Origin of the sequence: Ralstonia sp. PBBBR1 (assembly GCF_002256165.1) — a bacterium.
GTDB classification, from domain to species: domain Bacteria; phylum Pseudomonadota; class Gammaproteobacteria; order Burkholderiales; family Burkholderiaceae; genus Ralstonia; species Ralstonia thomasii.
Window position 1 is genome coordinate 64,426 of sequence record NZ_NKIL01000016.1, and the last position, 22,154, is coordinate 86,579.

18 protein-coding genes are annotated in these 22,154 nt (G+C 57.6%); 12 read left to right on the top strand and 6 right to left on the bottom strand.

Features of this window, described 5'->3' with window-relative positions; genetic code table 11:
- Positions 1–8 precede the first annotated feature (8 nt).
- The gene (locus CFE42_RS22675) at positions 9–1,343 is read left to right on the top strand and encodes an MFS transporter (RefSeq protein WP_004635470.1); all 1,335 of its coding nucleotides are present in this window, start codon (positions 9–11) and stop codon (positions 1,341–1,343) included.
- Between the two features lie 31 nt (positions 1,344–1,374).
- Entirely contained in the window at positions 1,375–2,361 is a 987-nt protein-coding gene (locus CFE42_RS22680) for a M14 family metallopeptidase (protein WP_024973607.1), read from the top strand.
- On the opposite strand, the gene CFE42_RS22685 is transcribed toward CFE42_RS22680, so the two are convergent.
- Positions 2,358–3,026 (bottom strand): TetR/AcrR family transcriptional regulator, encoded by a 669-nt coding sequence (locus tag CFE42_RS22685; protein WP_004635466.1) that lies wholly within the window; start codon positions 3,024–3,026, stop codon positions 2,358–2,360. The genes CFE42_RS22680 and CFE42_RS22685 overlap by 4 nt on opposite strands.
- A 120-nt stretch (positions 3,027–3,146) precedes the next feature.
- On the opposite strand from CFE42_RS22685, the gene CFE42_RS22690 reads away from it, so the two are divergent.
- Positions 3,147–4,685 (top strand): NAD(P)/FAD-dependent oxidoreductase, encoded by a 1,539-nt coding sequence (locus tag CFE42_RS22690; RefSeq protein ID WP_086003693.1) that lies wholly within the window; start codon positions 3,147–3,149, stop codon positions 4,683–4,685.
- Positions 4,686–4,708: 23 nt separating this feature from the next.
- Entirely contained in the window at positions 4,709–5,665 is a 957-nt protein-coding gene (locus CFE42_RS22695; RefSeq protein WP_004635462.1) for an alpha/beta fold hydrolase, read from the top strand.
- Between the two features lie 283 nt (positions 5,666–5,948).
- On the opposite strand, the gene CFE42_RS22700 is transcribed toward CFE42_RS22695, so the two are convergent.
- A complete protein-coding gene (locus CFE42_RS22700; RefSeq protein WP_004635460.1) occupies positions 5,949–7,196 on the bottom strand; it encodes a hypothetical protein in 1,248 nt (415 codons plus the stop codon).
- Between the two features lie 187 nt (positions 7,197–7,383).
- Here CFE42_RS22700 and CFE42_RS22705 point away from each other — a divergent pair, with 187 nt between their 5' ends.
- On the top strand, positions 7,384–8,343 hold the full coding sequence (locus CFE42_RS22705) for a replication initiation protein (RefSeq protein WP_004635456.1): 960 nt from the start codon (positions 7,384–7,386) through the stop codon (positions 8,341–8,343).
- Between the two features lie 322 nt (positions 8,344–8,665).
- Here the strand turns inward: CFE42_RS22705 and CFE42_RS22710 are convergent, their stop codons facing one another.
- Genes CFE42_RS22710 through CFE42_RS22720 form a run of 3 tightly spaced genes read right to left on the bottom strand, consistent with a single transcriptional unit; the run spans position 8,666 to position 10,795 of the window.
- Entirely contained in the window at positions 8,666–9,091 is a 426-nt protein-coding gene (locus tag CFE42_RS22710; RefSeq protein ID WP_004635455.1) for a hypothetical protein, read from the bottom strand.
- Positions 9,092–9,106: 15 nt separating this feature from the next.
- A complete protein-coding gene (locus CFE42_RS22715) occupies positions 9,107–10,387 on the bottom strand; it encodes an MT-A70 family methyltransferase (RefSeq protein WP_004635453.1) in 1,281 nt (426 codons plus the stop codon).
- Between the two features lie 15 nt (positions 10,388–10,402).
- Positions 10,403–10,795, bottom strand: coding sequence for a hypothetical protein (locus CFE42_RS22720; protein ID WP_004635452.1), 393 nt, complete (start codon positions 10,793–10,795; stop codon positions 10,403–10,405).
- A 130-nt stretch (positions 10,796–10,925) separates the two neighbouring features.
- On the opposite strand from CFE42_RS22720, the gene CFE42_RS22725 reads away from it, so the two are divergent.
- Positions 10,926–11,792 carry a hypothetical protein gene (locus CFE42_RS22725; protein WP_004635449.1) on the top strand — a complete coding sequence of 289 codons (867 nt, stop codon included), beginning with the start codon at positions 10,926–10,928 and terminating at the stop codon, positions 11,790–11,792.
- Here the strand turns inward: CFE42_RS22725 and CFE42_RS22730 are convergent.
- The gene (locus tag CFE42_RS22730; protein WP_004635448.1) at positions 11,789–12,949 is read right to left on the bottom strand and encodes a hypothetical protein; all 1,161 of its coding nucleotides are present in this window, start codon (positions 12,947–12,949) and stop codon (positions 11,789–11,791) included. The two genes, CFE42_RS22725 and CFE42_RS22730, sit on opposite strands and share 4 nt — an antisense overlap.
- A 95-nt stretch (positions 12,950–13,044) precedes the next feature.
- On the opposite strand from CFE42_RS22730, the gene CFE42_RS22735 reads away from it, so the two are divergent.
- The 6 genes from CFE42_RS22735 (at position 13,045) to CFE42_RS22760 (ending at position 22,141) form a co-directional block, all read left to right on the top strand.
- Positions 13,045–16,014 carry a type I restriction endonuclease subunit R gene (locus CFE42_RS22735; protein ID WP_004635445.1) on the top strand — a complete coding sequence of 990 codons (2,970 nt, stop codon included), beginning with the start codon at positions 13,045–13,047 and terminating at the stop codon, positions 16,012–16,014.
- Entirely contained in the window at positions 16,004–17,314 is a 1,311-nt protein-coding gene (locus CFE42_RS22740; RefSeq protein ID WP_004635444.1) for a restriction endonuclease subunit S, read from the top strand. The genes CFE42_RS22735 and CFE42_RS22740 overlap by 11 nt, the downstream gene beginning before the upstream one ends.
- The gene (locus CFE42_RS22745) at positions 17,311–18,429 is read left to right on the top strand and encodes an AAA family ATPase (RefSeq protein ID WP_004635441.1); all 1,119 of its coding nucleotides are present in this window, start codon (positions 17,311–17,313) and stop codon (positions 18,427–18,429) included. The genes CFE42_RS22740 and CFE42_RS22745 overlap by 4 nt, the downstream gene beginning before the upstream one ends.
- Positions 18,426–20,039: a type I restriction-modification system subunit M gene (locus CFE42_RS22750; RefSeq protein ID WP_004635440.1), complete on the top strand. Its 1,614-nt coding sequence runs from the start codon at positions 18,426–18,428 to the stop codon at positions 20,037–20,039. The genes CFE42_RS22745 and CFE42_RS22750 overlap by 4 nt, the downstream gene beginning before the upstream one ends.
- Positions 20,040–20,360: 321 nt before the next feature.
- A complete protein-coding gene (locus CFE42_RS22755) occupies positions 20,361–20,771 on the top strand; it encodes a hypothetical protein (RefSeq protein WP_004635437.1) in 411 nt (136 codons plus the stop codon).
- Complete coding sequence (locus tag CFE42_RS22760) at positions 20,768–22,141, top strand: relaxase/mobilization nuclease domain-containing protein (protein WP_004635436.1); 1,374 nt, start codon at positions 20,768–20,770, stop codon at positions 22,139–22,141. The genes CFE42_RS22755 and CFE42_RS22760 overlap by 4 nt, the downstream gene beginning before the upstream one ends.
- Positions 22,142–22,154 lie beyond the last annotated feature (13 nt).

Genomic DNA, 22,154 nt, shown 5'->3' on the forward strand with positions numbered 1-22,154 from the left:
AGACAACCATGCCAGCCCACACCCTCAACGCGAGCAGCGCAGGCGCGCGCGCCGCCGACGCACATCGACATCCCGCACCCTGGCGAGCCGTTCTGGCCGCCAGCATCGGCAACGCGCTCGAATACTACGATTTGCTGATCTACGGCTATTTCGCCATCACCATCGGCAAGCTGTTCTTCCCCACGGGCGATGCGTGGAGTTCGCTGATGCTCTCCGTCGGGACGTTTGGCGTGTCGTTCATCATGCGCCCGCTCGGCTCGATGGTGCTTGGCAGTTATGCAGACCGCGTGGGGCGCAAGGCCGCGCTGACCTGGTCGATCCTGCTGATGATGCTGGGCACGGCGATGATCGCGTTTGCACCGACCTACGCGTCGATCGGCCTGTGGTCGCCGGCCATCGTGATCGTGGCGCGACTGCTGCAGGGCTTTTCGGCCGGCGGAGAATTTGGGTCGGCCACGGCGTTCATGATCGAACACGCCAGCGGCAAGCGCATGGGCTACAACGCGAGCTGGCAGGCCGCCACGCAGGGTCTTGCCACATTGCTGGCAGCGGGCTTGAGCGCGTGGATCACCTACGCGCTGCCCACCGCGCAGGTGGAGTCGTGGGGCTGGCGCGTGGCGTTCCTGTTCGGCTTGCTGATCGGCCCGATTGGCGTCTACATCCGCCGCCATACGCCGGAAACGCCGGAGTTCGTCGCCATGCAGGCGGAAGCGCCGGCTGCGCTGCAAGCGCGCTCGCCGCTGCGTGACACGCTCACGCAAGGTTTGCCAGGGCTGCTGCTGGGCGCGGGCGTGGTCGTGGCCGTCACCGCATTCAACTACGTGCAGAAGGTCTATATGCCGACCTATGCCATCAATCAACTCCACATCGCGACCAGTGCGTCGCTGGTCTGCACGATGATCACGGGCGCGATGCTGATGGTGATGGCACCGGCGTTCGGCCTGCTGGCGGATCGTTTCGGCAGCATCCGCGTGGTGTCGATTGCGATGGTGGTGATTGCGCTGTCGACGTATCCGATGTTTGCCACGCTGGTCGCACAATCGACGTTCTGGACGTTGCTGGTCATGCAGGCGATTGTGGGCGTGCTGTTGGCCGCCATCCTGGCGCCGCTGCCTGCGCTGCTCGCCGATATCTTTCCGACGCGTACGCGCGGCACGGGCTTGGCGCTGAGCTACAACCTGTCGGTGACGATCTTTGGTGGATTCTCGCCGCTGATCGTCACGTGGCTGATCGGTGTCACACACATCAAGACGTCGCCAAGTTTCTATGTGTTTGCGACCACGCTGATCAGCCTGGCCTCGCTGTGGATGCTGCGCGGGCGCGCTCGTGCGGATCGAACCTGAACAGACTTCTCGTCACACCGAAGGATTTCGTATGATGACCCTGGAGGCGCTGCGCGCCACGCTGCCGGTCTACCCGATCGAGTTGCACAAGCCTGATATCCGCCGTTGGAAGACCGGCACACACGGCATTGACTACGTCCATACGTCCGACAGCGGCGTGCCGGGCCCGCACGTCATGATCAACGCGCTCACGCATGGCAATGAGCTGTGCGGCGCGATTGCGGTGGATGCGCTGCTGGCGGCCGGCGTGCGCCCGGCACGTGGCCGGCTCACGCTGTCATTTGCCAACGTCGAGGCGTATGAGCGCTTCGATATCAACGACCCGGATGCCACGCGCTTCATCGACGAAGACCTGAATCGCGTGTGGTCTGCAGACAAGCTTGATGGCCCCGGCAACTCGCTGGAACTGCGCCGCGCGCGTGAGCTGCGGCCAGTGATCGACACGGTCGATTACCTGCTCGATATTCACTCGATGCATGAGAAGGCCGAGCCGCTGATGCTGACCGGACCGCACGCCAAAGGCGTCGCATTGGGCCGCCTCGTTGGCGCGCCTTCGCATCTGATGATCGATGCCGGCCATGCTGCCGGTCGCCGCTTGCGCGACTACGGCGGCTTTGGCGATGCCGCCAGTCCGAAGAACGCGCTGCTCATCGAATGCGGTCAACACTTCGAACGCGTGAGCCGGGATGTTGCGCTGGACGCGTGTGCGCGTTTTCTGGTGGCGCTGGGCACCGTCGATGCGTCAGCAGTATCGGAATGGCTGGGCATGGCGCCTGCGCTGGAGGTGCGTTGCATTCGGGTGACCGATCCGGTGGTCGCCAAATCCACGGCGTTCCGTTTTGCGGACGACTATCGCGGCATGGAGACCATCGCCCGTGCCGGCACCGTCATCGCTACCGATGGAGCGCTGCAGATCGTCACGCCGTACGACAACTGCGTGCTGCTGCAGCCATCGCTGCGGCATCTGGCCCCCGGCGTGACCGTGGTTCGACTGGGCAGGCTGGAAGGACCGGCCTAAACGCCCAGCATGGCGCGCAACGTGCCGAGCACGACTTGCCGGCAGTTGCGCACCATCTTCTCTTCGGGATCTCGATAGCCGGTCAGAAGCCACGCCGCCCCTACGTTGGTCAGGGCACCCACGAGTGCCAAGCCGAGGATGCGTTGGTCGGCGCGCTGTTCGGCGTCGTCGTCAAGGGGGGTGCCGGGCAGTTCGGCATTCGCCATGATCTGCTTGCCGAACTCCAGCAGGTTGCGCTGGTAGGTCGCGTCCGTTTCCGGGCTCACGCCCATCACTTCCAGCAGCAGCACGCGCGCCGCACACGGTTCACGCAAGAACACGAAAAACGCGTGCAGGCCGGCGTCGATACGAGCTTCCAGCGTGCCTTCCGCAGCGGCGGTGGCTTCATACACCTGCGCGCGCAAGTCTTCGGCATGCTGCTGATAGGTCGCACGCAGCAGGGCTTCGGTGCTGTCAAAGGCGGCGTAAAAGTACCGGTCGTTGAGCTTCGCTTCCTGGCAGATTGCGCGTACGGTGGCCTTGCGAAAGCCCACCGTGCCGAAGACGCGCGTGCCAGCACGGATCAGCGCATCGCGGCGCTCCGCTGCACGTGCCTCCGGCGCCACGCCGCCATACGGGCGGCCTTTTCTGACGGGGGCGTCGTCTGTTTCAAGTGTTTTCTCCATTTCGCTATTTGACGTCAGGACGCCTGAAAATTAAAGTGGTGACGAATCACACCACATTTAGAGCGAAATTTGCCACGCCTGCCCGCAAGGCTGCAAACAGGAGACCGCATGAATACGACGATGGAGCGAAGCGCCAGCCCCGGCGTGCCCCGCAACCGGGCAGCCGCGCCGGATACCGACCTCGACGTGCTCATCGTCGGCGCGGGCCTCTCGGGCATTGGCGCGGCGTATCACCTGCGCGAGCGCTGCCCGTCGGCGCGTTTCACCATCCTCGAAGGGCGCGAATCCATCGGCGGCACGTGGGACTTGTTCCGCTATCCGGGCATCCGATCGGACTCCGACATGTTCACGCTCGGCTACAGCTTCCGGCCGTGGCACAGCAACAAGGCCATCTCCGACGGTCAGACGATTCTCGATTACATCCGCGACACCGCACGCGTGTTCGGCATCGACAAATCCATCCGCTTCCGCCATAAGGTGACGGGTGCGAGCTGGGATTCCGCCGCCGCGCGCTGGACCGTGCAGGCGCTACGCTGCGATGGCTCGCGCGAGGAACCGGTGCTGTTCACCTGCAAGTTCCTCTACATGTGCAGCGGCTACTACGACTATGAAGAGGGCCACGCCCCGACGTGGCCCGCGATGGACACGTTCCAAGGCCGCATCGTCCATCCGCAGCATTGGCCGAACGATCTGTCGTACGCCGGCAAGCGCGTGGTGGTGATCGGCAGTGGCGCCACGGCGGTCACGCTGGTGCCCGCGATGGCCGGCACCGCGCAGCACGTGACGATGCTGCAGCGCTCGCCCACGTACATCGTTTCGCGGCCTGAGCAGGATGCCGTGGCCAACACGTTGCGCCGCTGGTTGCCGTCCGGCCTGGCTCACCGGCTGGTGCGCACGAAGAACGTGTTGCTGACGATGTACTTCTACAGCCTCGCGCGTCGCAAGCCGAAGGCATTCAAAGAGTTCATTATCGGCATGGCCGGCAAGCAGATCGGCCCCGGCTTCGACGTGCGCAAACACCTGACCCCACGCTACAACCCGTGGGACCAGCGCCTGTGCCTCGTGCCGGACGGCGATCTGTTCAAGACGATCCGCGCTGGCAAGGCGTCGATTGCGACCGACGAAATCGAACGCTTCACCCGCACCGGCCTGCAGCTCAAGAGCGGCGAGCATCTTGATGCCGATGTGATCGTCACGGCCACGGGGCTCAAACTAAAGGTACTGGGCGGGGCGGCCATCACTGTCGATGGACATGCCGTGAATCTGGCAGAAACCGTGTCGTACAAGGGCATGATGTACAGCGGTGTGCCGAACCTGGCGTCGTCATTCGGCTATACGAATGCATCGTGGACGCTCAAGGCTGAGTTGATCGCGCAGTACGTCTGCCGGCTGCTCAACCACATGCAGTCCAACGGCTTCGATACCTGCGTGCCGCGTCTCGATGACGAAGCCATGAGCCGCGAACCCGCCGTCGATCTGACGTCCGGCTACATCCAGCGTGCGGCGGCCATCCTGCCCAAGCAGGGCGACAAGCAGCCGTGGAAGTCATATCAGAACTACGCGCGCGATCTGATGATGCTCAAGTTCGGCACACTGGCCGACAGTGCCATGCAGTTCGAACGCCGTGCCCAGCCGACCGGCGCGGCGCAGCCCGCCTAACCGCCTCTCGCTTTGGGGACACTATGACCTACACCATTCTTGGCGTCATCGCGCTTGCCATCCTCGCGCCTGTTGCGTTCACGTTTTTCATCGCTCGCCGCGTCACCAAGTGGTTTCCGCCCGAAGGCAAGTTCATTGATATCGGCGGCGATCGCGTGCATTACACCGATCGCGGAACGGGCCCTGCCATCGTGTTCGTTCATGGCTTGTGCGGCAACCTGCGCAACTTCGCGTACCTGGATCTGGATCGGCTGACGCGCTCGCACCGCGTGATCGTGATCGACCGACCGGGGGCGGGGCGGTCTGTGCGCGGTGGGGATTCGCCTGCCAACGTCTACGCGCAGGCCCGCACGGTCGCGCAGTGCATCGAGCAGCTTGGGCTCGACAAGCCCGTGCTGGTGGGACATTCGCTTGGTGGGGCGATTTCGCTTGCGGTGGGGCTGAACCATCCGCACGTTATCCGCCGGCTCGCGTTGATTGCGCCGCTCACGCACGCAGAAAGCACGCCGCCGGGTGCGTTCAGGGGCTTGGTGTTGACGTCGCCGCTGGTTCGCAGGCTGGTGTCATGGACACTGGCGATCCCGCTGTCGATCATCAATTCCCGCAAGGCCATCGCTGCGGTGTTCGCGCCCGAGGCCATGCCGAAGGATTTCCCGTTCAAGGGAGGCGGCTTGCTGGGGCTGCGTCCGCACGTGTTCTATGCGGCATCGTCGGATCTCGTCGCTGCGCCGGAAGATCTGCCCGACATGGAGCGCCGCTATGCCTCGATGACGGTGCCTGTCGATGTGTTGTACGGCCGCGGAGACCGCATCCTGAACGTCAAGCGCCAGGGCGAAGCGCTCAAGCAGAAGCTCGACCGAGTGAACCTGCGCATCATCGACGGCGGCCATATGCTGCCCGTGACGCAACCGGTATTGACGACGGATTGGGTGTTGGCGGTGGCCGCCGAGGTGCCTGTGCTAGCCGAGGTGCTTGCGTAATGTGATGACCCTGGCGGTCGCCAGGGATGCAGCAGAAAAGCAAAAAGCCCTGCCGAAGCAGGGCTTTTTGGTGTTTGGTGGCGAATCAGGGATATACCTCCCCAGAACGCTCCAAGCCCCTGTTTACAAGGGTCTGCCAGTTCCGAGGGCTGGCAGGTGTCACGGTCAAAACGGGTCACCTAGCGTAACACGTTTGCCACCAAATTTAGTGTTACATGTGCCGCATACCGCCACTGTTGGTCGGGCGACGGGACATAATCGCTGGCCCAAAACGGGCAAGCCGTCACTGCAACCGAATCGCATTCATAACCTGCACCCCGAGCTGTCTAGTGTTCAAGTTGTTGCCGTTTGCATTCTGCAACGGAACACCCAGCTGCTCGGCAAGTTTCCGGAGGACGGGCTTCACCGGCTGTACCTGCGTACCGTCCTGCTCAACCTCAATAGCGCCACTTTCGCATTGGCGTATGAGGTACTCGCCATAAACGACTTCGTCCGTTAGCGCTGTAGCTGGCGAGTAGCTGACCAGCTCCTTGTTCGGCATGAGGCGGAGGATGTTTTCTATTGCTTCGAGGGTTCGTGCGCCCCACTGATTCGAGAGAGCGTATGTATTTCCGTCTACGTGGAACAGATCGTCATCGGCGGTGAAATAGCGCAATCGTTTTGTCCCCAATACCGTTTGGAGCGCCGCCTCGTCGAGTTGACCATCTGCGGTCGCGAAGACATTTCCCCGCCACGGCACAGCTTCGGCAATTCCGGTCAGCGGTACCCTCTGCCTAAGTGCCTCCGCGACGATCTCGTAGATCAGGCGGCGCTTAGGCAAGCTACTGAATGAGGCATCACCTATTGAAAGGTCGTAGCGGGTGGTGTCTCGGTCGGATACGCGTGCCGCATCCTGCTCCATCGACTTTTCACGAACGGCCACTTGATATTGCGCTGCCTCCGGTAGCGGAATTACTTGGTGGATATCCAGTAAGACGCGATCCTCGATGAGGTGCGGTCGCATCTGTACGCACCGGATATCGAGCCCTTGTTTGTTGAGCCACAGGACGGTCGTCGTTAGCTCCTGTTGAAATTCGGATGAGGCCAAAACTATTCGCACCGTTTCAGACAGTGCTACCGGTCCTTCTTCATGGTCAAGGAATTCGCGGATCGCCTGCTCTGGATCGTCGGTCGATCCTATGGAGAGTAAATATTTTCGATGCGCCTCGACTGCTTGGTCAAACCGCATGGTCGACACCATCGCCGCATACCGTAAAGCTTGTAATTCCATGTGAGCAGAATCGTCACGTTTCAGCTCAACAACGACCAGACGAGCATTCTCGTCAAGGCATAGTAAGTCGATGCGCCTGTTCGCTCCAACCCAGTCGCCGAACTCTTCCGCGAGAACCATTGTCTTGACGCCAGGTGTGATCGCTGCGATATGGGTACGGACCGCGCGTTGAATATTTGCTCGCTCTAGCAGCCCCAGCGACGTGAAGGTTTTCCGGGTAATTGGCTTAAGGCTTTCACCGGTGATTTCATAGAGGGCCATCTGGTTTCACCCGACGTGCAAACGAGATGACGAGCATATCAGTGAAAGACAGCTACGAGCCGACCGCTATACCGACTACTCCGCCTGCTCCGCGTAGACGGCCGGATATGGCGTTTTATTGCTCGGGATGACTTGACTTCGTCCAAAAAATTTTGTTTGTTGTGTACCGTCACAACGAACAAGAAGGATGGAGCAGGCACGATACGATTTTTACACTCACCTCAACGAAGCCGTCGTCACCACGAACGATTTTTCTGAAGGCACCAAATTCCGCAAGCGCGAGAAGGTCGATCAGTTCGCATACTGCGGCCTCAATCCAATGTATCGGAGCTATCTGAGCTTCGACCTCGACATGCCAGGTTCGGCATTCCGCTTCGAGGATGCGCATCTGCCTCCGCCCACGATCATCACGATCAATCCCGAGAACGCGCATTGCCACATGCTGTACCGTCTGGTGACACCCGTGGCTTTTACGAAGAACGCGCGGAGCGGTCCGCAGGATTATTTCGCAGCGATTCAGCGCGAGATGGAAAGACGACTCGGCGCTGACACCGCGTACAACCACACGATCACCAAGAATCCGCTGCATCCTCGCTGGAAGGTCATCACTCATCCTGCCGCGAAATACCATCTCGGCGATTTTCTCGAGTGGATCGATCTCCCGGGCACTCGTATCGCTGCTCCCAGCAACAAGGTCTACAAGGGTAGAAACCACCAGCTATTCGACACGCTGCTTCGTTGGGCATATGGAGCTGTCCATGCTCACGCCGACGAACAGCGCTGGTATGCCGCTGTGCAGGCGAAGGCTGAAGAGATCAACGCCATCTTTACACAGCCCCTTGGCTTCTCCGAAGTCAGGGCCACCGCTAGATCGACGGCCAAGCGGGTATGGCAGCGTCGTCACGAGCCACACCATTCCCGTCCACGCATATTGACGTTTACCGATGAATCGTCGGAAGAGCGCATGCGTGAGGGAGCAGCCTATACCAATGCACTTCGCCGCGAGAAATCGCTACAAACGCTGCAAGAAGCGTTCAATGCCTTGCGTATCGAGCATGGCGATCAGATCAGCGTCCGTCAGCTCGTGGACCACACGGGTATGAACATCAAGACCGTGCGCAAGTACCTTCCCCAGATCGTTCGATAGAGGCCGACGCCTCATTCCTGAGATGGAGGCTACCGTGTCGAGACCATTACGGCGTACAACAGGTAATTAGCCGATATCGCTGCCGACGCGATAGCGCGCCACAACCGAAAACATCATGCGCCAGCCAGATGATGGGCGATAGCCGATAGGCTCGGAAACAAGAAGAAGACCAAGGCGCAACCGTCAGCGCAGCGAACAAATCCACAAAAAGCGAAAAGAAGAAACAAAAATGGCGGCGAGCGATTTTCACGCATCAGCCGACCATGTTTGGGAACTGCTTGAGCTACATCGCCTTGGTAACCGACCATGCGGTAGACAACGGCTAAATCTTGAGTTGTTTTGCGGCAGGACGATTTACATTCAGTTTGGCTTCCAAAGCCGCACGCAGATTTTTCTTCTCAAGCGAAGTGAAGTACTCGTCGTCGCAGGGCGAGAGAACATCTCCTTCGTCAAGGTGAAGGAATACGGGTTCTTTAGGCCACTCGAATTCAAGGATAAATGAGCCCGACTCCTTGTATTGGGCGGACAGAATCAAGCGCCGCATCTTGGTATACGCATTGTTTCGCGTATATGCGCCGCGACCTGCCCGAAATCGTAACGTTGCGGCAAACATCTCGAACAGATGCTTGTCCTCCTCCTTGCAGTGAACAACAAAGTCAAGAACGCCTGGGGCAATGCCAGAAAATATGATTGGCACCTCGCAAGGGAATTTGCCCTTGATGATTTCGCGTTTTTTGTTTGTATCCATATCGATCTCCTCCTGTTATGCAATGACTACGCGTGGACGACCACCATGGCGAGGCGTGTCACTATCATCGTTGGCAGCGTCTGGCATGGCATCGGTATCGACCACAACCTCGACGCCAGCCTGCACGATCTCGCCATTGCCACATTCGTTGCCCCAGCCCGCCCAGCCAGTGCGAGGCTCGCCACGGCAGAACAGCTCGATCTTGTTAAGCTCTGGATACATCGCCTCGATCATTTCATACGCGCAGTCAGGCTTACGGCTGTGCTCACGGCGTTTTTCTGTAAACACGGAAGCGAAACGAACCGTGCCTGGAACCTCGGGAATATTGCCGCGCGTAGCGATCATCAGATGCTCGTGTTGGATGCGGAAATACGACCCCATGCCCGGATTCACCTTGTCCCAGATTGCCTGCGTCTTGAAGGTGAATCCCCATGCCTTGATCACGTCAAGCGCCTCTTGTGGGAGAGAAGCCGAGCACCAAAGGAACAGCACCGCGTCTTCGGCAGCAAGCTCGTTGACAGGCATCTCGCAAATTGCTTCGAGCGTCATGGTGGTATAGCCCAACTGCTCCTCACGGATGTAGTCCCATGGTGGGTCAGCGTAGATCACACTGAATGGCCCTTTGGTTGGGTCGAGTGGCTTGCTGTTGGCACGCTTGACTGCAAGTGCTTCGAGACATTGCTCACGGCGTTCGGCAGCGATGGCTTTGCGGATCTCCTTGGCCTCCTTCAGAATGCCCTTCTCGACGTCAGACATGACTTTGCGTTGAGATGGATGAGGTAGCTTCGCCAGATCGGCACCATTGCTGACATCGACCTTGCCTGCATCCACGGCCTGGATCAGCTCGTCCGTACCGCGAGCGAGAACAGACTTGGCGCGCTGCACGGAAGGGACGGAAACATCCAGATCGTCAGCGGCTTGTTGCTGTGATAACCCGCCCGTATGCTGGTTGCCCCCAAGGCTGATGTTGGCAAGGCGGGCTGCAATCATGGCACGCTGGCTCTCGATCAGATGGCGGCGGTGCTGGTTAAGGCTGATGACCAGACGCTCGATGGATTGCTCAACTGGTACCTCTTCCATTTTGGGTTCAATGCCCAGCTCGCAGCAGGCACGATAGCGGTGACGGCCATCGATCAGTTGCCCGTTCTGTACGAGAATGGGAACCTGCTGCCCATTCTGGCGGATGTCTTCCTTGAACTCCTCGAACTCGGCGTCGTTCATGGCAGGAAACAGATTGGCGGCAGGATGAATGGCGAAGCCGCCGCCAAGTGTTGTTGTGTCGATTGGTGTATTCATAGCGGCTTCTCCTTGTTATTGTTTGTCGGTCACGTTAATTCCAAACACGGCGTAACCCTTGCGGCCAAGCATTTCAGGATGGTGAAGAGCGATCATCATGAACGCAGCTAGGTGAGGTGGAACCTCCACACCCTCGTAGTACTCTGGCTCTTCAACGATCTCAAGTTCGCCAGGAGAGGCATGAAGTGCCTCAAGGGTATGTAAGTGCTGCTTTGCAACGATGCCGATGCCAGTCATCTCACGCGTATTGGCCACAAGGATCGCCTCGAATTTGGCAGTTGGCGTGATGTAATGAGCAATCGAGAAGGCGTTGTCGCCGATTTTTGCCTTAATCTTGTACTGAATGACAGTACGGTTACCGAAATTTTCGTCCTTTGAAAAAGGGATAACTGATTTGAATTTTTTCATCGTGATTTCTCCTTTAAGTGATGAATTGTTTTATCGAATTAACTTCGTGTTGCGTTTGATTCGATAATGCCATTTTATATAATTGGTATTTTTTTAAAACGGACACTTATTTCGAATTCCGAGACGGACGATGGGTATGGCAGAACGGAACGAGGCAACTGAGAATGGCGGCGAAGGTGAGGCAGCAAACAAGCCCAAGAGCAACGCAGGAGCGCCAGAGCGGCCGATCCTGAGCATCATGCGTTCGCGTGCCTATATCTACGAGCTGATCCGCCGCAGAGGTGTGCCGACGCCCAATGCACTCGCAAAGGTCATGTACCCAAAGATCGATTACGGGAAACCTGAGTCGCGTGGGACAGACACCGTGCCCGACCTCAGCAAGCATTTGCGAGGGGAGCGTGCGGTTTCGGAGCAGATGCTCAATATGGCATCTCAGATTCCGGTTCAGGCGACGGCGCGGCGGGTGTTTGAGATCGGCCCGGAAGAGGGCGGCAACAACGTTCCGCTCTGGTCCATTTTCGAGGATCGGTTCTCAGAATTCGAAGACATCATCGAGTCAGGGCTGCGGCAATCGCGCCAAGGGGCAGACACTGGACTGAAGCGCGCTGATCGCGTCGCGCTGCTATTTCTCCCTGCCGATCAATGGCATCAGCTTCAGACAAATTCCGACGTGGCGGCTGGCCTAAACCTCGCTCAGCAGGCGCATGGCGCGGGCTATTTCAAGGCTGACGTTCGAAGGCTCGCAGCCATGCTTGCCTGCTGGCGTCTATGCCTGCAAGGGCCTGAGGAGTGGGGACCCACGGAGACGCTGCTCGATTGGTTGATTACCGGGCCGTATGCCCAAGTACTGGCGAACCTGGGCATCAGTGTGGAAATGCGCGATCTGCTGCGTGCAATTGCGGAAGATCACCACCTCGGGCGAGGTAACGTCGCCGCTGCGGCACGAGCACTGACCCGTTTTGGGGGAGGCGACAAGCGGATCGATCCGTTTGGCTAGGCGGGTTGCTTGCGGGGCTTTGCAGCCTTGCTGTCGAGCGTGCTTTCCAGCTTGCTGCGCAATGTGTGGGTGTTGAGCACGCCACAGAATTCGCTTCCTGTTGAATATTTTCCCTGCACAACCTCGCCGATGCCCAAGGCGGTCAGCCCGCCGTAATTCTCGATCTCTACATCGAGGCCTCGCTCCAGCAGGCCGCAAAGCAGTTGCTCGTAGATCGGCATGCCAAAACCCACTCGCAGATTCAGCCTGAAGTGATCGCCATACGTGTCGGCCAGCAGATGTGCCGACGTGCCGTTGAAGACCGGATAGCCAAAGGAATCCTTGTACCCCTTGACGGTATTGATGCTGATGTCTTGCTCACCGGCGAACGTGAAAGCGGACAGAAGCGTGTCGGCGTTCAGATTGCGGAATTCGTGATTGAGCAGAAGCTCCCAAAGCCAGCAGCCAAGATGCCATCGACTGCGCAGAAGCGCCTCATCCAAGCTGGCGAGGATTTCCATCGCTACGTCGTAGTCGTGGCCGATGGCGGCGAGGAAGAACTGCAATGCCAAGTCGGGTGAGATCTCATCACGGATGCCACGCCAAGTTGCCATGGCCTGACTCGGTGACGTGGAAAGCTGTTTGGCGAAGACCGCCAGCGCCTGATAGCCCGCCATGAGATTGGCGGATTGTCTGGGCGTGAGTCGTGCCGTCTCAAGCGCGCGCAAATCGTCGCCTTGGACGATCACGTACCCTTGAGGCTCCATCTCAAGATGGAGGCTGCGGAAGAACCCGATCAGGTGACCATCGACTTCCAGTGCTGGGATCAGGCTTGTCCTGCATGCTGCCGCAATGCGGGCGACATCCTCATCGGTGTCCGCTTCGGAGCCCATGAGCGTGACCATATGTTCGTCCAGCCAGTCAACCACAGCCCCAAGGCGATATGGCTGCTTGCTGGTGGCACCCAGCCGCCAACCTTCTACGGTGCCGACAGGCTCGCCCAGCCATTGCGCCAAGACGGCTTCGTCGGTCCATCGCTCACGTTGCCCAACATCACCATTTGGTTGGCGAGCCAGAACGCTCGACAGCATTTCAAGCGCGGCAGCGACGTGTGGCAGGCTCAGCGGCGTCGATGCAGGAAGCTGGCGAAGTCTGGCCAGGAATTCAAGCGCAGTCATGGGAGATCGAGAGATTCATGTCCACAAGCCTGTTGGCATAGTGGGGAGCATGGCAATATACAGCCTGCCCACTGCCTACAGCATCTGTAATCAAAATGACAGCCGAAAATCGGGTAGAGCAAGATCTTATCTCCAAGCTCAGCGACCTAAAATACACTTATCGGGCAGACATTCGGGATCGCGCCGCACTGGAAGCGAACTTCCGCGAAAAGTTCGAGGCCCTCAACCGGGTGCACCTGACCGACAGCGAGTTCCAGCGCCTTCTGGACAGCGTGATCACGTCGGATGTCTACAATGCTGCCCAGACGCTGCGGAACATCAACAGCTTCGAGCGCGACGACGGCACGCCGCTGAATTTCACGCTCGTCAACATCCGCGACTGGTGCAAGAACGACTTCGAGGTGGTCAACCAGTTGCGCATCAACACCGACAACAGCCATCACCGTTACGACGTGATGCTGCTGATCAACGGTGTGCCTGTTGTGCAGATCGAACTGAAGACACTGGCCGTCAGCCCTCGCCGGGCTATGCAGCAGATCGTCGATTACAAGAGCGACCCTGGCAATGGCTACGGCAAGACGCTGCTCTGTTTCATTCAGCTCTTCATCGTCAGCAACCGCACCGACACCTGGTATTTCGCTAACAACAACGCGCGCCACTTCAGCTTCAATGCTGACGAGCGGTTCCTGCCTGTTTACCAGTTCGCAAGCGAGGACAACAAGAAAATCACGCAACTGGATAGCTTCGCCGAGAAGTTCCTCGCCAAGTGCACCTTAGGCCAGATGGTCAGCCGCTACATGGTGCTAGTAGCCAGCGAGCAGAAGCTGCTCATGATGCGGCCGTACCAAATTTATGCCGTCAAGGCCATCGTGGACTGCATTCATCAGAACTGCGGCAACGGCTACATCTGGCACACCACTGGCAGTGGTAAGACACTCACCTCGTTCAAAGCATCCACCTTGCTCAAGGACAACCCGGACATCGACAAATGTCTGTTCGTGGTGGACCGCAAGGACCTGGACCGCCAGACCCGCGAGGAATTTAACCGCTTCCAGGAAGGCTGCGTCGAAGAGAACACCAACACCGAAACGCTGGTGCGCCGCCTGCTGTCTGACGACTACGCGGACAAGGTTATTGTCACCACCATCCAGAAGCTGGGTCTCGCTCTAGATGGCACCAACAAGCGCAACTACAAAGAACGCCTGGAGCCGTTGCGCAACCAGCGCATGGTGTTCATCTTCGACGAATGCCACCGTTCGCAATTCGGCGAGAACCACAAGGCCATCAAGGAGTTCTTCCCCAACGCCCAACTGTTCGGCTTTACCGGCACGCCCATCTTCGAGCAAAACGCCAGCTATCAACAGATCGAGGGGCAACAGGCCAGCTACCGCACCACGGACGACCTGTTCCAGCGCTGCCTGCACCAGTACACCATTACCCACGCCATCGAAGACCGCAACGTTTTGCGCTTCCACGTGGACTACTTCAAGCCCGAGGGCAAGAATCCGCCCAAGCCTGGCGAAGGCTTGGCCAAGGCCAAGGTCATCGAGACCATCCTCGCCAAGCATGATGCCGCGACCAACGAGCGGAAATTCAACGCCGTGCTGGCCACTGCTAGCATCAACGACGCTATCGAGTATTTCGAGGCGCTGAACACCCTTCAAGCTGAAAAACAGGGTGAAGATGAAACCTTCCAGCCCCTGAACGTAGCCTGCGTGTTTTCTCCGCCCGCCGAAGGCAACAAGGATGTGCAGCAGATTCAGGAAGACCTGCCGCAGGAAAAGGAAGACAACCAGCAGGACCCGGAGGGCAAGAAGGACGCGCTCACGCGCATCATTGCCGACTACAACGCTCGCTTTGGCACTAACCACCGCATTGGCGAATTCGACCTGTACTACCAGGACGTGCAAAAGCGCATCAAGGATCAGCAATATCCGAACGCCGATCTGCCCCACACCGAGAAGATCGACATCACTATCGTCGTTGACATGCTGCTCACTGGTTTCGACTCCAAGTACCTGAACACCCTGTACGTGGACAAAAACCTCAAGCATCACGGTTTGATCCAGGCTTTTTCGCGCACCAATCGCGTGCTGAACGATAGTAAGCCATACGGCAACATCCTCGACTTCCGTCAACAGCAGAAACCTGTGGAAGATGCCATCGCGCTCTTCTCTGGCGAGAAGATCGACAATCCGCGCGAAATCTGGCTGGTAGATCCGGCACCCAAGGTCATCGATAGCCTGCAAACCGCCACCCAGAAGCTGGCCGATTTCATGAAATCACAGGGGCTGGAAAACGCCCCTGAAGAAGTGGCTAACCTCAAGGGAGACGCTGCGCGCAGCCAGTTCGTCAACCTGTTCAAGGAAGTGCAACGCCTCAAGACCCAGCTCGATCAATACACCGACCTGAGTGAGGAGCAGAAAACGCAGATCACGCAGATTGCGTCGCCCGACCAGTTGCAAGGCTTCAAAGGCGTGTACTTGGAGACCGCCAAGCGGCTCAAAGAGCAACAAGACAAGCAAGGTGACCAGGCTCCCCTTGAGGTACAGCAGCTCGATTTCGAGTTCGTACTTTTTGCTTCCGCTGTCATCGACTACGACTACATCATGGGGCTGATTGCTCGCATGACGCAGCAAAAGCCCGGCAAGCTCACGCTCAACCGTGAGCAGCTCATCGGCCTGATCCAGTCCGACGCGAAGTTCATCGACGAGCGGGAGGACATTGCCGAGTACATCCGTGGTTTGCCCGTGGGTGAGGCTTTGGACGAAAAGCAAATCCGTGCTGGTTACGAGCGCTTCAAGGCTGAGAAGAAAACCCGCGAACTCACCGACATCGCCGTCAAGCATGGGCTGGCCGCCGATGCACTACAAATCTTTGTGGATGAGGTCCTGCGCCGCCGCATCTTCGATGGAGAAGCTTTGAGCGAGCTAATGACCCCGCTGGGCTTGGGCTGGAAGGCGCGTACGCAGAAAGAACTGGCGTTGGTGGAAGACCTGACGCCGCTGCTGCACAAGTTGGCCCAGGGGCGCGAGATTTCGGGGCTGAGTGCGTATGAGCAATAAGTATTCGAGCGCAATGAACGAAGCGAACAATGAGAAAAAGGTGATGGTGCCACGGCTGCGGTTTCCCGAGTTTCGGGATGCTGGTGAGTGGGCTGTCCCCGAGCTTCAAGAGATTTCTATGCCAGTCGATGAGCGTGTGGGCGATCGACAGCTTACTCCCGTAAGCATCTCTGCCGGAATCGGTTTCGTGCCGCAGGCAGAGAAATTCGGGCGAGACATCTCAGGAAATCAGTATCGGCTATACACCTTGGTTCGGGATGGGGATTTCGTTTACAACAAAGGTAATTCCCTCAGGTTCCCGCAGGGATGCGTTTATGATTTGCAAGGCTGGGGTGAAGTCGCTGCGCCCAATGTATTCATCTGTTTTCGCCTGAAATCAGGGTACGAGAACGTTTTTTTTCGGTATTGCTTCGAAAAGAACGCTCATGGCCTGCAACTCAAGAAACACATTACAAGTGGCGCGAGAAGCAATGGACTGCTGAATATCAGCAAGGAAGCATTTTTCGGCGTTAGGATCCCGACCCCGAAACGCAAAGAACAAAAAAAAATCGCCGACTGCTTGTCTTCCCTCGATGAGGTGATCGCTGCGGAAAGCCAGAAGCTAGATTCCCTCAGGGCCTACAAGAAAGGCCTGATGCGGCAGCTTTTCCCCCGCGAGGGCGAAACTGTTCCCCGCCTGCGGCTCCCTGGGTTCCAACGTGATCCTCAATGGACTTCAGCTACGCTGGGGGATATCGCGAACGTTCAATCTGGTGGCACGCCGGCTCGCACCAACCCCGCGTATTGGAACGGGGATATTCCTTGGGTGACTACTTCACTTATTGATTCGAGCATCATCCTCAAGGCGGATGAATATATTACTAAGGCCGGTCTTGAAGAGTCGTCAGCAAAAATCTTCCCGAAGGGTACCTTATTGATGGCTATGTACGGGCAGGGAAAGACGCGGGGTAGAGTTTCGGTGCTTGGCATTGATGCAGCCACAAATCAGGCTTGCGCGGCAATTATTTTGAAGGGTCGTGGAATTTCGACAGATTTCGTTTTTCAGAATTTGGCTTCAAGATACGAGGAAATACGAAAGATCAGTAATTCGGGGGGGCAGGAAAATTTAAGCGCTGGACTTATCGAAGGTATTTCCTTCTCATTCCCAGAGAACGAAAGCGAACAAGAGTGTATCGCTAACACCTTGTCTTCGATCGATGGGTTGATCACTGCTCAACGCCAGAAGATCGACGCCCTTGAGATCCACAAGAAGGGCTTAATGCAGCAGCTTTTCCCGGTCATGGCTGAGGCGCTGGCATGAAACCGGGCCAAGCTTTTACCGACCTGTCCGCATTGGCCATGCAGTTGCGGCAGGAACTGGAGACCAAGAAAACCATCCTGCTCTATGCCTACAATGGTACGGGCAAGACGCGGCTTTCGATGGCGTTCAAAGACATCGGCAAGCAGGGCGATGCTCGCGACACGCTCTATTTCAACGCCTTCACCGAAGACCTGTTCCACTGGGACAACGACCTAGATGGTGACAGCGACCGACGACTCACGCTCAATGCGACCTCGCGCTTTTTTGTTGGTTTGGCCGAGCTAGAGATGGACAACCGCATCCGCCCGTTGCTGCAACGCTATGCGGATTTCGATTTCCGAATCGACACCCAGGAATGGGTAGTGCGCTTTTCCCGCGCTGTGAGCGGGCAAACCGTCGACAACATTAAGGTGTCGCGCGGCGAGGAAAACATCTTTATCTGGTGCTTCTTCCTTGCCATCGTCCAGTTGGTGCTGGATGGTGCGGAAGCTTACCAGTGGGTGAAATACATCTACATCGACGACCCCATTTCGTCGCTTGATGAGCACAATGCCATCACCGTAGGCAATCACCTGGCGCAATTGTTGAACAAGGCGGACAACCCGTTGAAGGTGGTGATCTCATCGCACCACCCTCTGTTCTTCAACGTGATGCACAACGAGCTGGATGCGCGCAAGTCAAGGAAGGTGTCAGCGTATTTCCTGTCGCGCTCCAAGGCTGATGGCTCTTACTCACTGGCCTATACCGGCGCAACACCGTTTTTTCACCACGTGGCCGTGTTAACCGAACTGTACAAGGCTGAACAGTCGGGCGAGTTGTACACCTACCACTTCAACATGCTGCGCTCGGTGTTGGAGAAGTCGGCGAGCTTTCATGGCTTCTCGAATTTCTCGGCCTGCATCCCAACGGCGGATGCGGACGACCCGGACGGTGTGTTGCACGCACGGCTCATCAATATCCTCAGCCATGGCAACTATTCCTTGTTCGAGCCCCAGCCGATGCTGGAAGAAAACAAGGCTTACTTCAAGAAGATTTTGGACGCTTTCCTGAAGCGCTACCCCTTCAACACCGATTTATTCCCTCAGCCCGCTGGGGCAGCAGCAGGCACACCATGACCGATCTCGAAAAACAAAAGCTGGGTAAGACCCTCTGGGCGATTGCTGACCAACTGCGCGGCGCCATGAACGCGGACGACTTCCGCGACTACATGCTGGCGTTCCTCTTCCTGCGCTACCTGTCCGACAACTACGAGGCTGCTGCAAAAAAGGAGTTGGGGGCAGACTACCCGCAGCAGATCGATGGCTCGGTGTCCACGCCTCTGCAACTCTGGTACGAGGGCAACCTGGGTGATGTCCCGGAATTCGAGAAACAAATGCGTCGCAAGGTGCACTACGTGATCGAGCCGCAGTTCCTATGGGGCAACATTGCCGAGATGGCACGGACGCAAGATGCAGCGCTCCTGAAAACCTTACAAAGCGGCTTCAGCTACATCGAGAACGAATCCTTCGCCAGCACCTTTCGGGGGCTGTTCTCGGAGATCAACCTAGCATCCGACAAGCTCGGCAAAACCTATGCCGAGCGCAATACCCGCCTATGCAAGATCATCAAGGAAATTGCTGACGGACTGAAGCAGTTCTCTACCGACAGCGACACGTTGGGTGATGCCTATGAGTACCTGATTGGTCAGTTTGCGGCTGGATCGGGTAAGAAGGCAGGCGAGTTCTACACTCCGCAGCGCATTTCGGACATTCTATCGGCCATCGTGACGCTCGATAGTCAGGAGCCTGCTACGGGTAAGCGTTCCCATCTCGACAGCGTGATGGATCTGGCCTGCGGTTCAGGTTCCTTGTTGTTGAACGTTCGCCACCGTATGAAGGAAGCAAAGGGCACGATCGGGAAGATTTATGGTCAGGAAAAGAACATCACGACCTATAACCTGGCGCGCATGAACATGCTGCTGCACGGGGTGAAGGATTCTGAGTTCGAGATTTTCCATGGTGACACCCTGCTCAACGAGTGGGACATGCTGCGTGAAACCAACCCGGCCAAGATGCCGAAGTTCGACGCGGTCGTAGCCAATCCCCCCTTCAGCTACCGGTGGGAGCCTACTGAGGCACTGAGTGAGGACGTGCGGTTCAAGAATTACGGCTTGGCACCCAAGTCGGCTGCGGACTTTGCTTTCCTGCTGCACGGCTTCCATTTCCTGAAGCAAGACGGGGTAATGGCCATCATCCTGCCCCACGGCGTGCTGTTCCGTGGCGGTGCCGAAGCACGCATTCGTACTAAGCTGCTAAAGGACGGCCACATCGATACGGTGATCGGTCTGCCTGCCAACCTATTCTTTTCCACCGGCATTCCTGTGTGCATCCTGGTGCTCAAGAAATGCAAGAAGCCCGACGACGTGCTGTTCATCAACGCAGCCGAGCATTTCGAGAAAGGGAAGCGACAGAACCAGATCCTACCTGAGCACATCGATAAGATTATCGACACCTACCAGTTCCGAAGGGAGGAGGCTCGCTATTCGCGGCGCGTGGGCATGGAAGAAATCGAGAAGAACGATTTCAATCTGAATATCTCGCGCTACGTGAGCACGGCGGAAGCTGAGGAGCAGATCGATCTCGCGGCAGTGCATGCGAAACTGGTTTCGTTGGATAAGCAAATCAAACTGGCTACCGAGCGGCACAACGAATTCCTCAAGGAGCTGGGACTGCCACTGCTGCCATGATGAGCATAGCCAAGGCCAAGACAGGTCTTGGCTCCCAGCCTAGATGAGGGAAGATTCACACACTTGCCTCAATCTCGAGACGTACCCACGATGCGTGTCTCCGTTTATCCGTCAAATTGGCCGTCTATCCAAACGACCTTGCTATCTATCGGCTTTGCGGTAAGGTAGACAAAGCTGAAGAGCAAAACACAAGCAAGGTTAACCTGGCGCCGTATAACGCGGTCAGGATATTCTGGGGCTCGCCCCAGTCCCCTTGAGAAAGCGCATCGCTGCGCGACACGTGTCGCCTCGGCCCAATAAAAACAAGAACAAGGAGCCGTCATGGAACAACAATTCGAGCAGGCCGTACCTGCCACATCATCAAACACCAATCAGACCATCGCCGAGCAACGACGCAAGCAGCGTATCGAACTGCGCGTGACCTCCATTGAGCGCGCGCAACTGGAAGCGCTTGCATTGACATCAGGCTATACCAATCTCGCACAGTATCTTCGTGAAACCGGGTTGCATACCGGTCGAGCTTTGCCACCCACCGCCGACTATCAGTTGCAATTGCAATGGCTACAAGCCATCAATCGCATTGCCGATCATGTCCGAGAAATCGCGGATCAGATCGTCGGTGGCCGTCAGCCTGACGACGACATGCTCTATTACGTGCTCCAGGTCCACGAGATAGCCGAGGACATCTGGAAGGAGGCCAGGCAGGACAGCAAGCCAGCAGGTGATGCATGATCGTGCGCATCTTCAAAAGCGGAACCTCGGGTGGCGAGTCTCCAGTCCGCTACCTGTTGAATGACACCGACCATGCCGGGCAGAAGCGTTCCGTCGATCCTGAAGTGCTGAGCGGCAGCCCTGATCTGACGATTGCCGCGATCAACACCATAACGCGCAAGCACAAGTACGTGTCCGGTGCCATCGCCTTCCGCGATCAAGAGCAGCCCAGCCACGAGCAGATCATGAACATCATCGGCCGGTTCAAGGAGACTGTCTGCCCTGGTCTTGATGCGCGCCACTACAACAGTCTGTTTGTTCTGCATCGAGACAAGGGCAACACCGAGATCCATTTCGTGGTGCCCAGCCTTGAGCTGACTACGGGACGCCGACTATCGATTCATCCGCCTGGCCCCCGCAATATCGCACTCTACGATGCGTTCACCAAGGTCACGAATCATGAGTTCGGTTATGACCAAGTCATCCCCGATCCATTGAAGCTGGCGTTGTCGGATTTCGAGCGCAAGGTGCCAGAGGGGCAGCGAGACCGCAGCAACAAGCTGCATCTGCACAAGCATCTTGCCCGCTCCATTCGTCGCGGCGAGATCACGAACCGCGATCAGCTTTGCCAGCACCTCGAAGAGCAGTTCGGCGTGACCATCACCCGCAAGGGGGCCGATTACATCTCGGTCAAGTTTCCCGACAGTCAGAAGGCCAAGCGCATGCGCGGGCCGCTATATCGAGCCGATACCGACTATGCGCAACTGCTGGAACAATACCGCCGTCCGCCACCTGCCAAGCTGACAGATACCGAGTACCGCCAGCACAAGAGCGTGCTCGCCGAACTCGTTGCCGAACGTAAACAGTTTTTCGCGGCGGCGTATCTGCAACCCAGGCAACTGCGTGCTCATAAGGCCAGAGTCGCGTTACGCCCAAGTCCAATGCGACATCGCCCATCAACACCCCATAACTACAAGGAGACCAAAACCATGCACCTAGAACTGAATGCCATCAAGCGCATCGTGTCCAATTCCCTATCCGTTGCACGCCAAATCCGTGCGGAGCGTCCTGTATTCACACCAGCCCATCGTGGTGCCGTTGCCGGCCGCATCCGACATCTGCGTGATCAGGCATACCAATCCAGCAAGAGCGATCTCAGCGAATATGTGGCCATGAATACAGTCCATGAAGTCGAGGGTGCGTTGGGCGAGATTGAATCCGATATCAGTGCAGCTACCGCCGACGTGAACCATGCCAAGACACCCGAACAGCGCAGAAAGGCCGAAGAGCGCGTGTCCAAACTGATTGCGCAGAAGAACCGCTTGTTGCAGCAGCTTGCGCAGGCCAAGCTTCGTCAAATCAACGCTAGCGCGAAGCGTCAGCGTATCTGACGCGACATATCCG

What these genes read in the sequence shown, in the direction of transcription:
- CFE42_RS22675 (WP_004635470.1), top strand. Translation starts at nt 9, where the DNA reads ATGCCAGCCCACACCCTCAACGCGAGCAGCGCAGGCGCGCGCGCCGCC.
- CFE42_RS22680 (WP_024973607.1), top strand. Translation starts at nt 1,375, where the DNA reads ATGATGACCCTGGAGGCGCTGCGCGCCACGCTGCCGGTCTACCCGATC.
- CFE42_RS22685 (WP_004635466.1), bottom strand. Translation starts at nt 3,026, where the DNA reads ATGGAGAAAACACTTGAAACAGACGACGCCCCCGTCAGAAAAGGCCGC.
- CFE42_RS22690 (WP_086003693.1), top strand. Translation starts at nt 3,147, where the DNA reads ATGGAGCGAAGCGCCAGCCCCGGCGTGCCCCGCAACCGGGCAGCCGCG.
- CFE42_RS22695 (WP_004635462.1), top strand. Translation starts at nt 4,709, where the DNA reads ATGACCTACACCATTCTTGGCGTCATCGCGCTTGCCATCCTCGCGCCT.
- CFE42_RS22700 (WP_004635460.1), bottom strand. Translation starts at nt 7,196, where the DNA reads ATGGCCCTCTATGAAATCACCGGTGAAAGCCTTAAGCCAATTACCCGG.
- CFE42_RS22705 (WP_004635456.1), top strand. Translation starts at nt 7,384, where the DNA reads ATGGAGCAGGCACGATACGATTTTTACACTCACCTCAACGAAGCCGTC.
- CFE42_RS22710 (WP_004635455.1), bottom strand. Translation starts at nt 9,091, where the DNA reads ATGGATACAAACAAAAAACGCGAAATCATCAAGGGCAAATTCCCTTGC.
- CFE42_RS22715 (WP_004635453.1), bottom strand. Translation starts at nt 10,387, where the DNA reads ATGAATACACCAATCGACACAACAACACTTGGCGGCGGCTTCGCCATT.
- CFE42_RS22720 (WP_004635452.1), bottom strand. Translation starts at nt 10,795, where the DNA reads ATGAAAAAATTCAAATCAGTTATCCCTTTTTCAAAGGACGAAAATTTC.
- CFE42_RS22725 (WP_004635449.1), top strand. Translation starts at nt 10,926, where the DNA reads ATGGGTATGGCAGAACGGAACGAGGCAACTGAGAATGGCGGCGAAGGT.
- CFE42_RS22730 (WP_004635448.1), bottom strand. Translation starts at nt 12,949, where the DNA reads ATGACTGCGCTTGAATTCCTGGCCAGACTTCGCCAGCTTCCTGCATCG.
- CFE42_RS22735 (WP_004635445.1), top strand. Translation starts at nt 13,045, where the DNA reads ATGACAGCCGAAAATCGGGTAGAGCAAGATCTTATCTCCAAGCTCAGC.
- CFE42_RS22740 (WP_004635444.1), top strand. Translation starts at nt 16,004, where the DNA reads ATGAGCAATAAGTATTCGAGCGCAATGAACGAAGCGAACAATGAGAAA.
- CFE42_RS22745 (WP_004635441.1), top strand. Translation starts at nt 17,311, where the DNA reads ATGAAACCGGGCCAAGCTTTTACCGACCTGTCCGCATTGGCCATGCAG.
- CFE42_RS22750 (WP_004635440.1), top strand. Translation starts at nt 18,426, where the DNA reads ATGACCGATCTCGAAAAACAAAAGCTGGGTAAGACCCTCTGGGCGATT.
- CFE42_RS22755 (WP_004635437.1), top strand. Translation starts at nt 20,361, where the DNA reads ATGGAACAACAATTCGAGCAGGCCGTACCTGCCACATCATCAAACACC.
- CFE42_RS22760 (WP_004635436.1), top strand. Translation starts at nt 20,768, where the DNA reads ATGATCGTGCGCATCTTCAAAAGCGGAACCTCGGGTGGCGAGTCTCCA.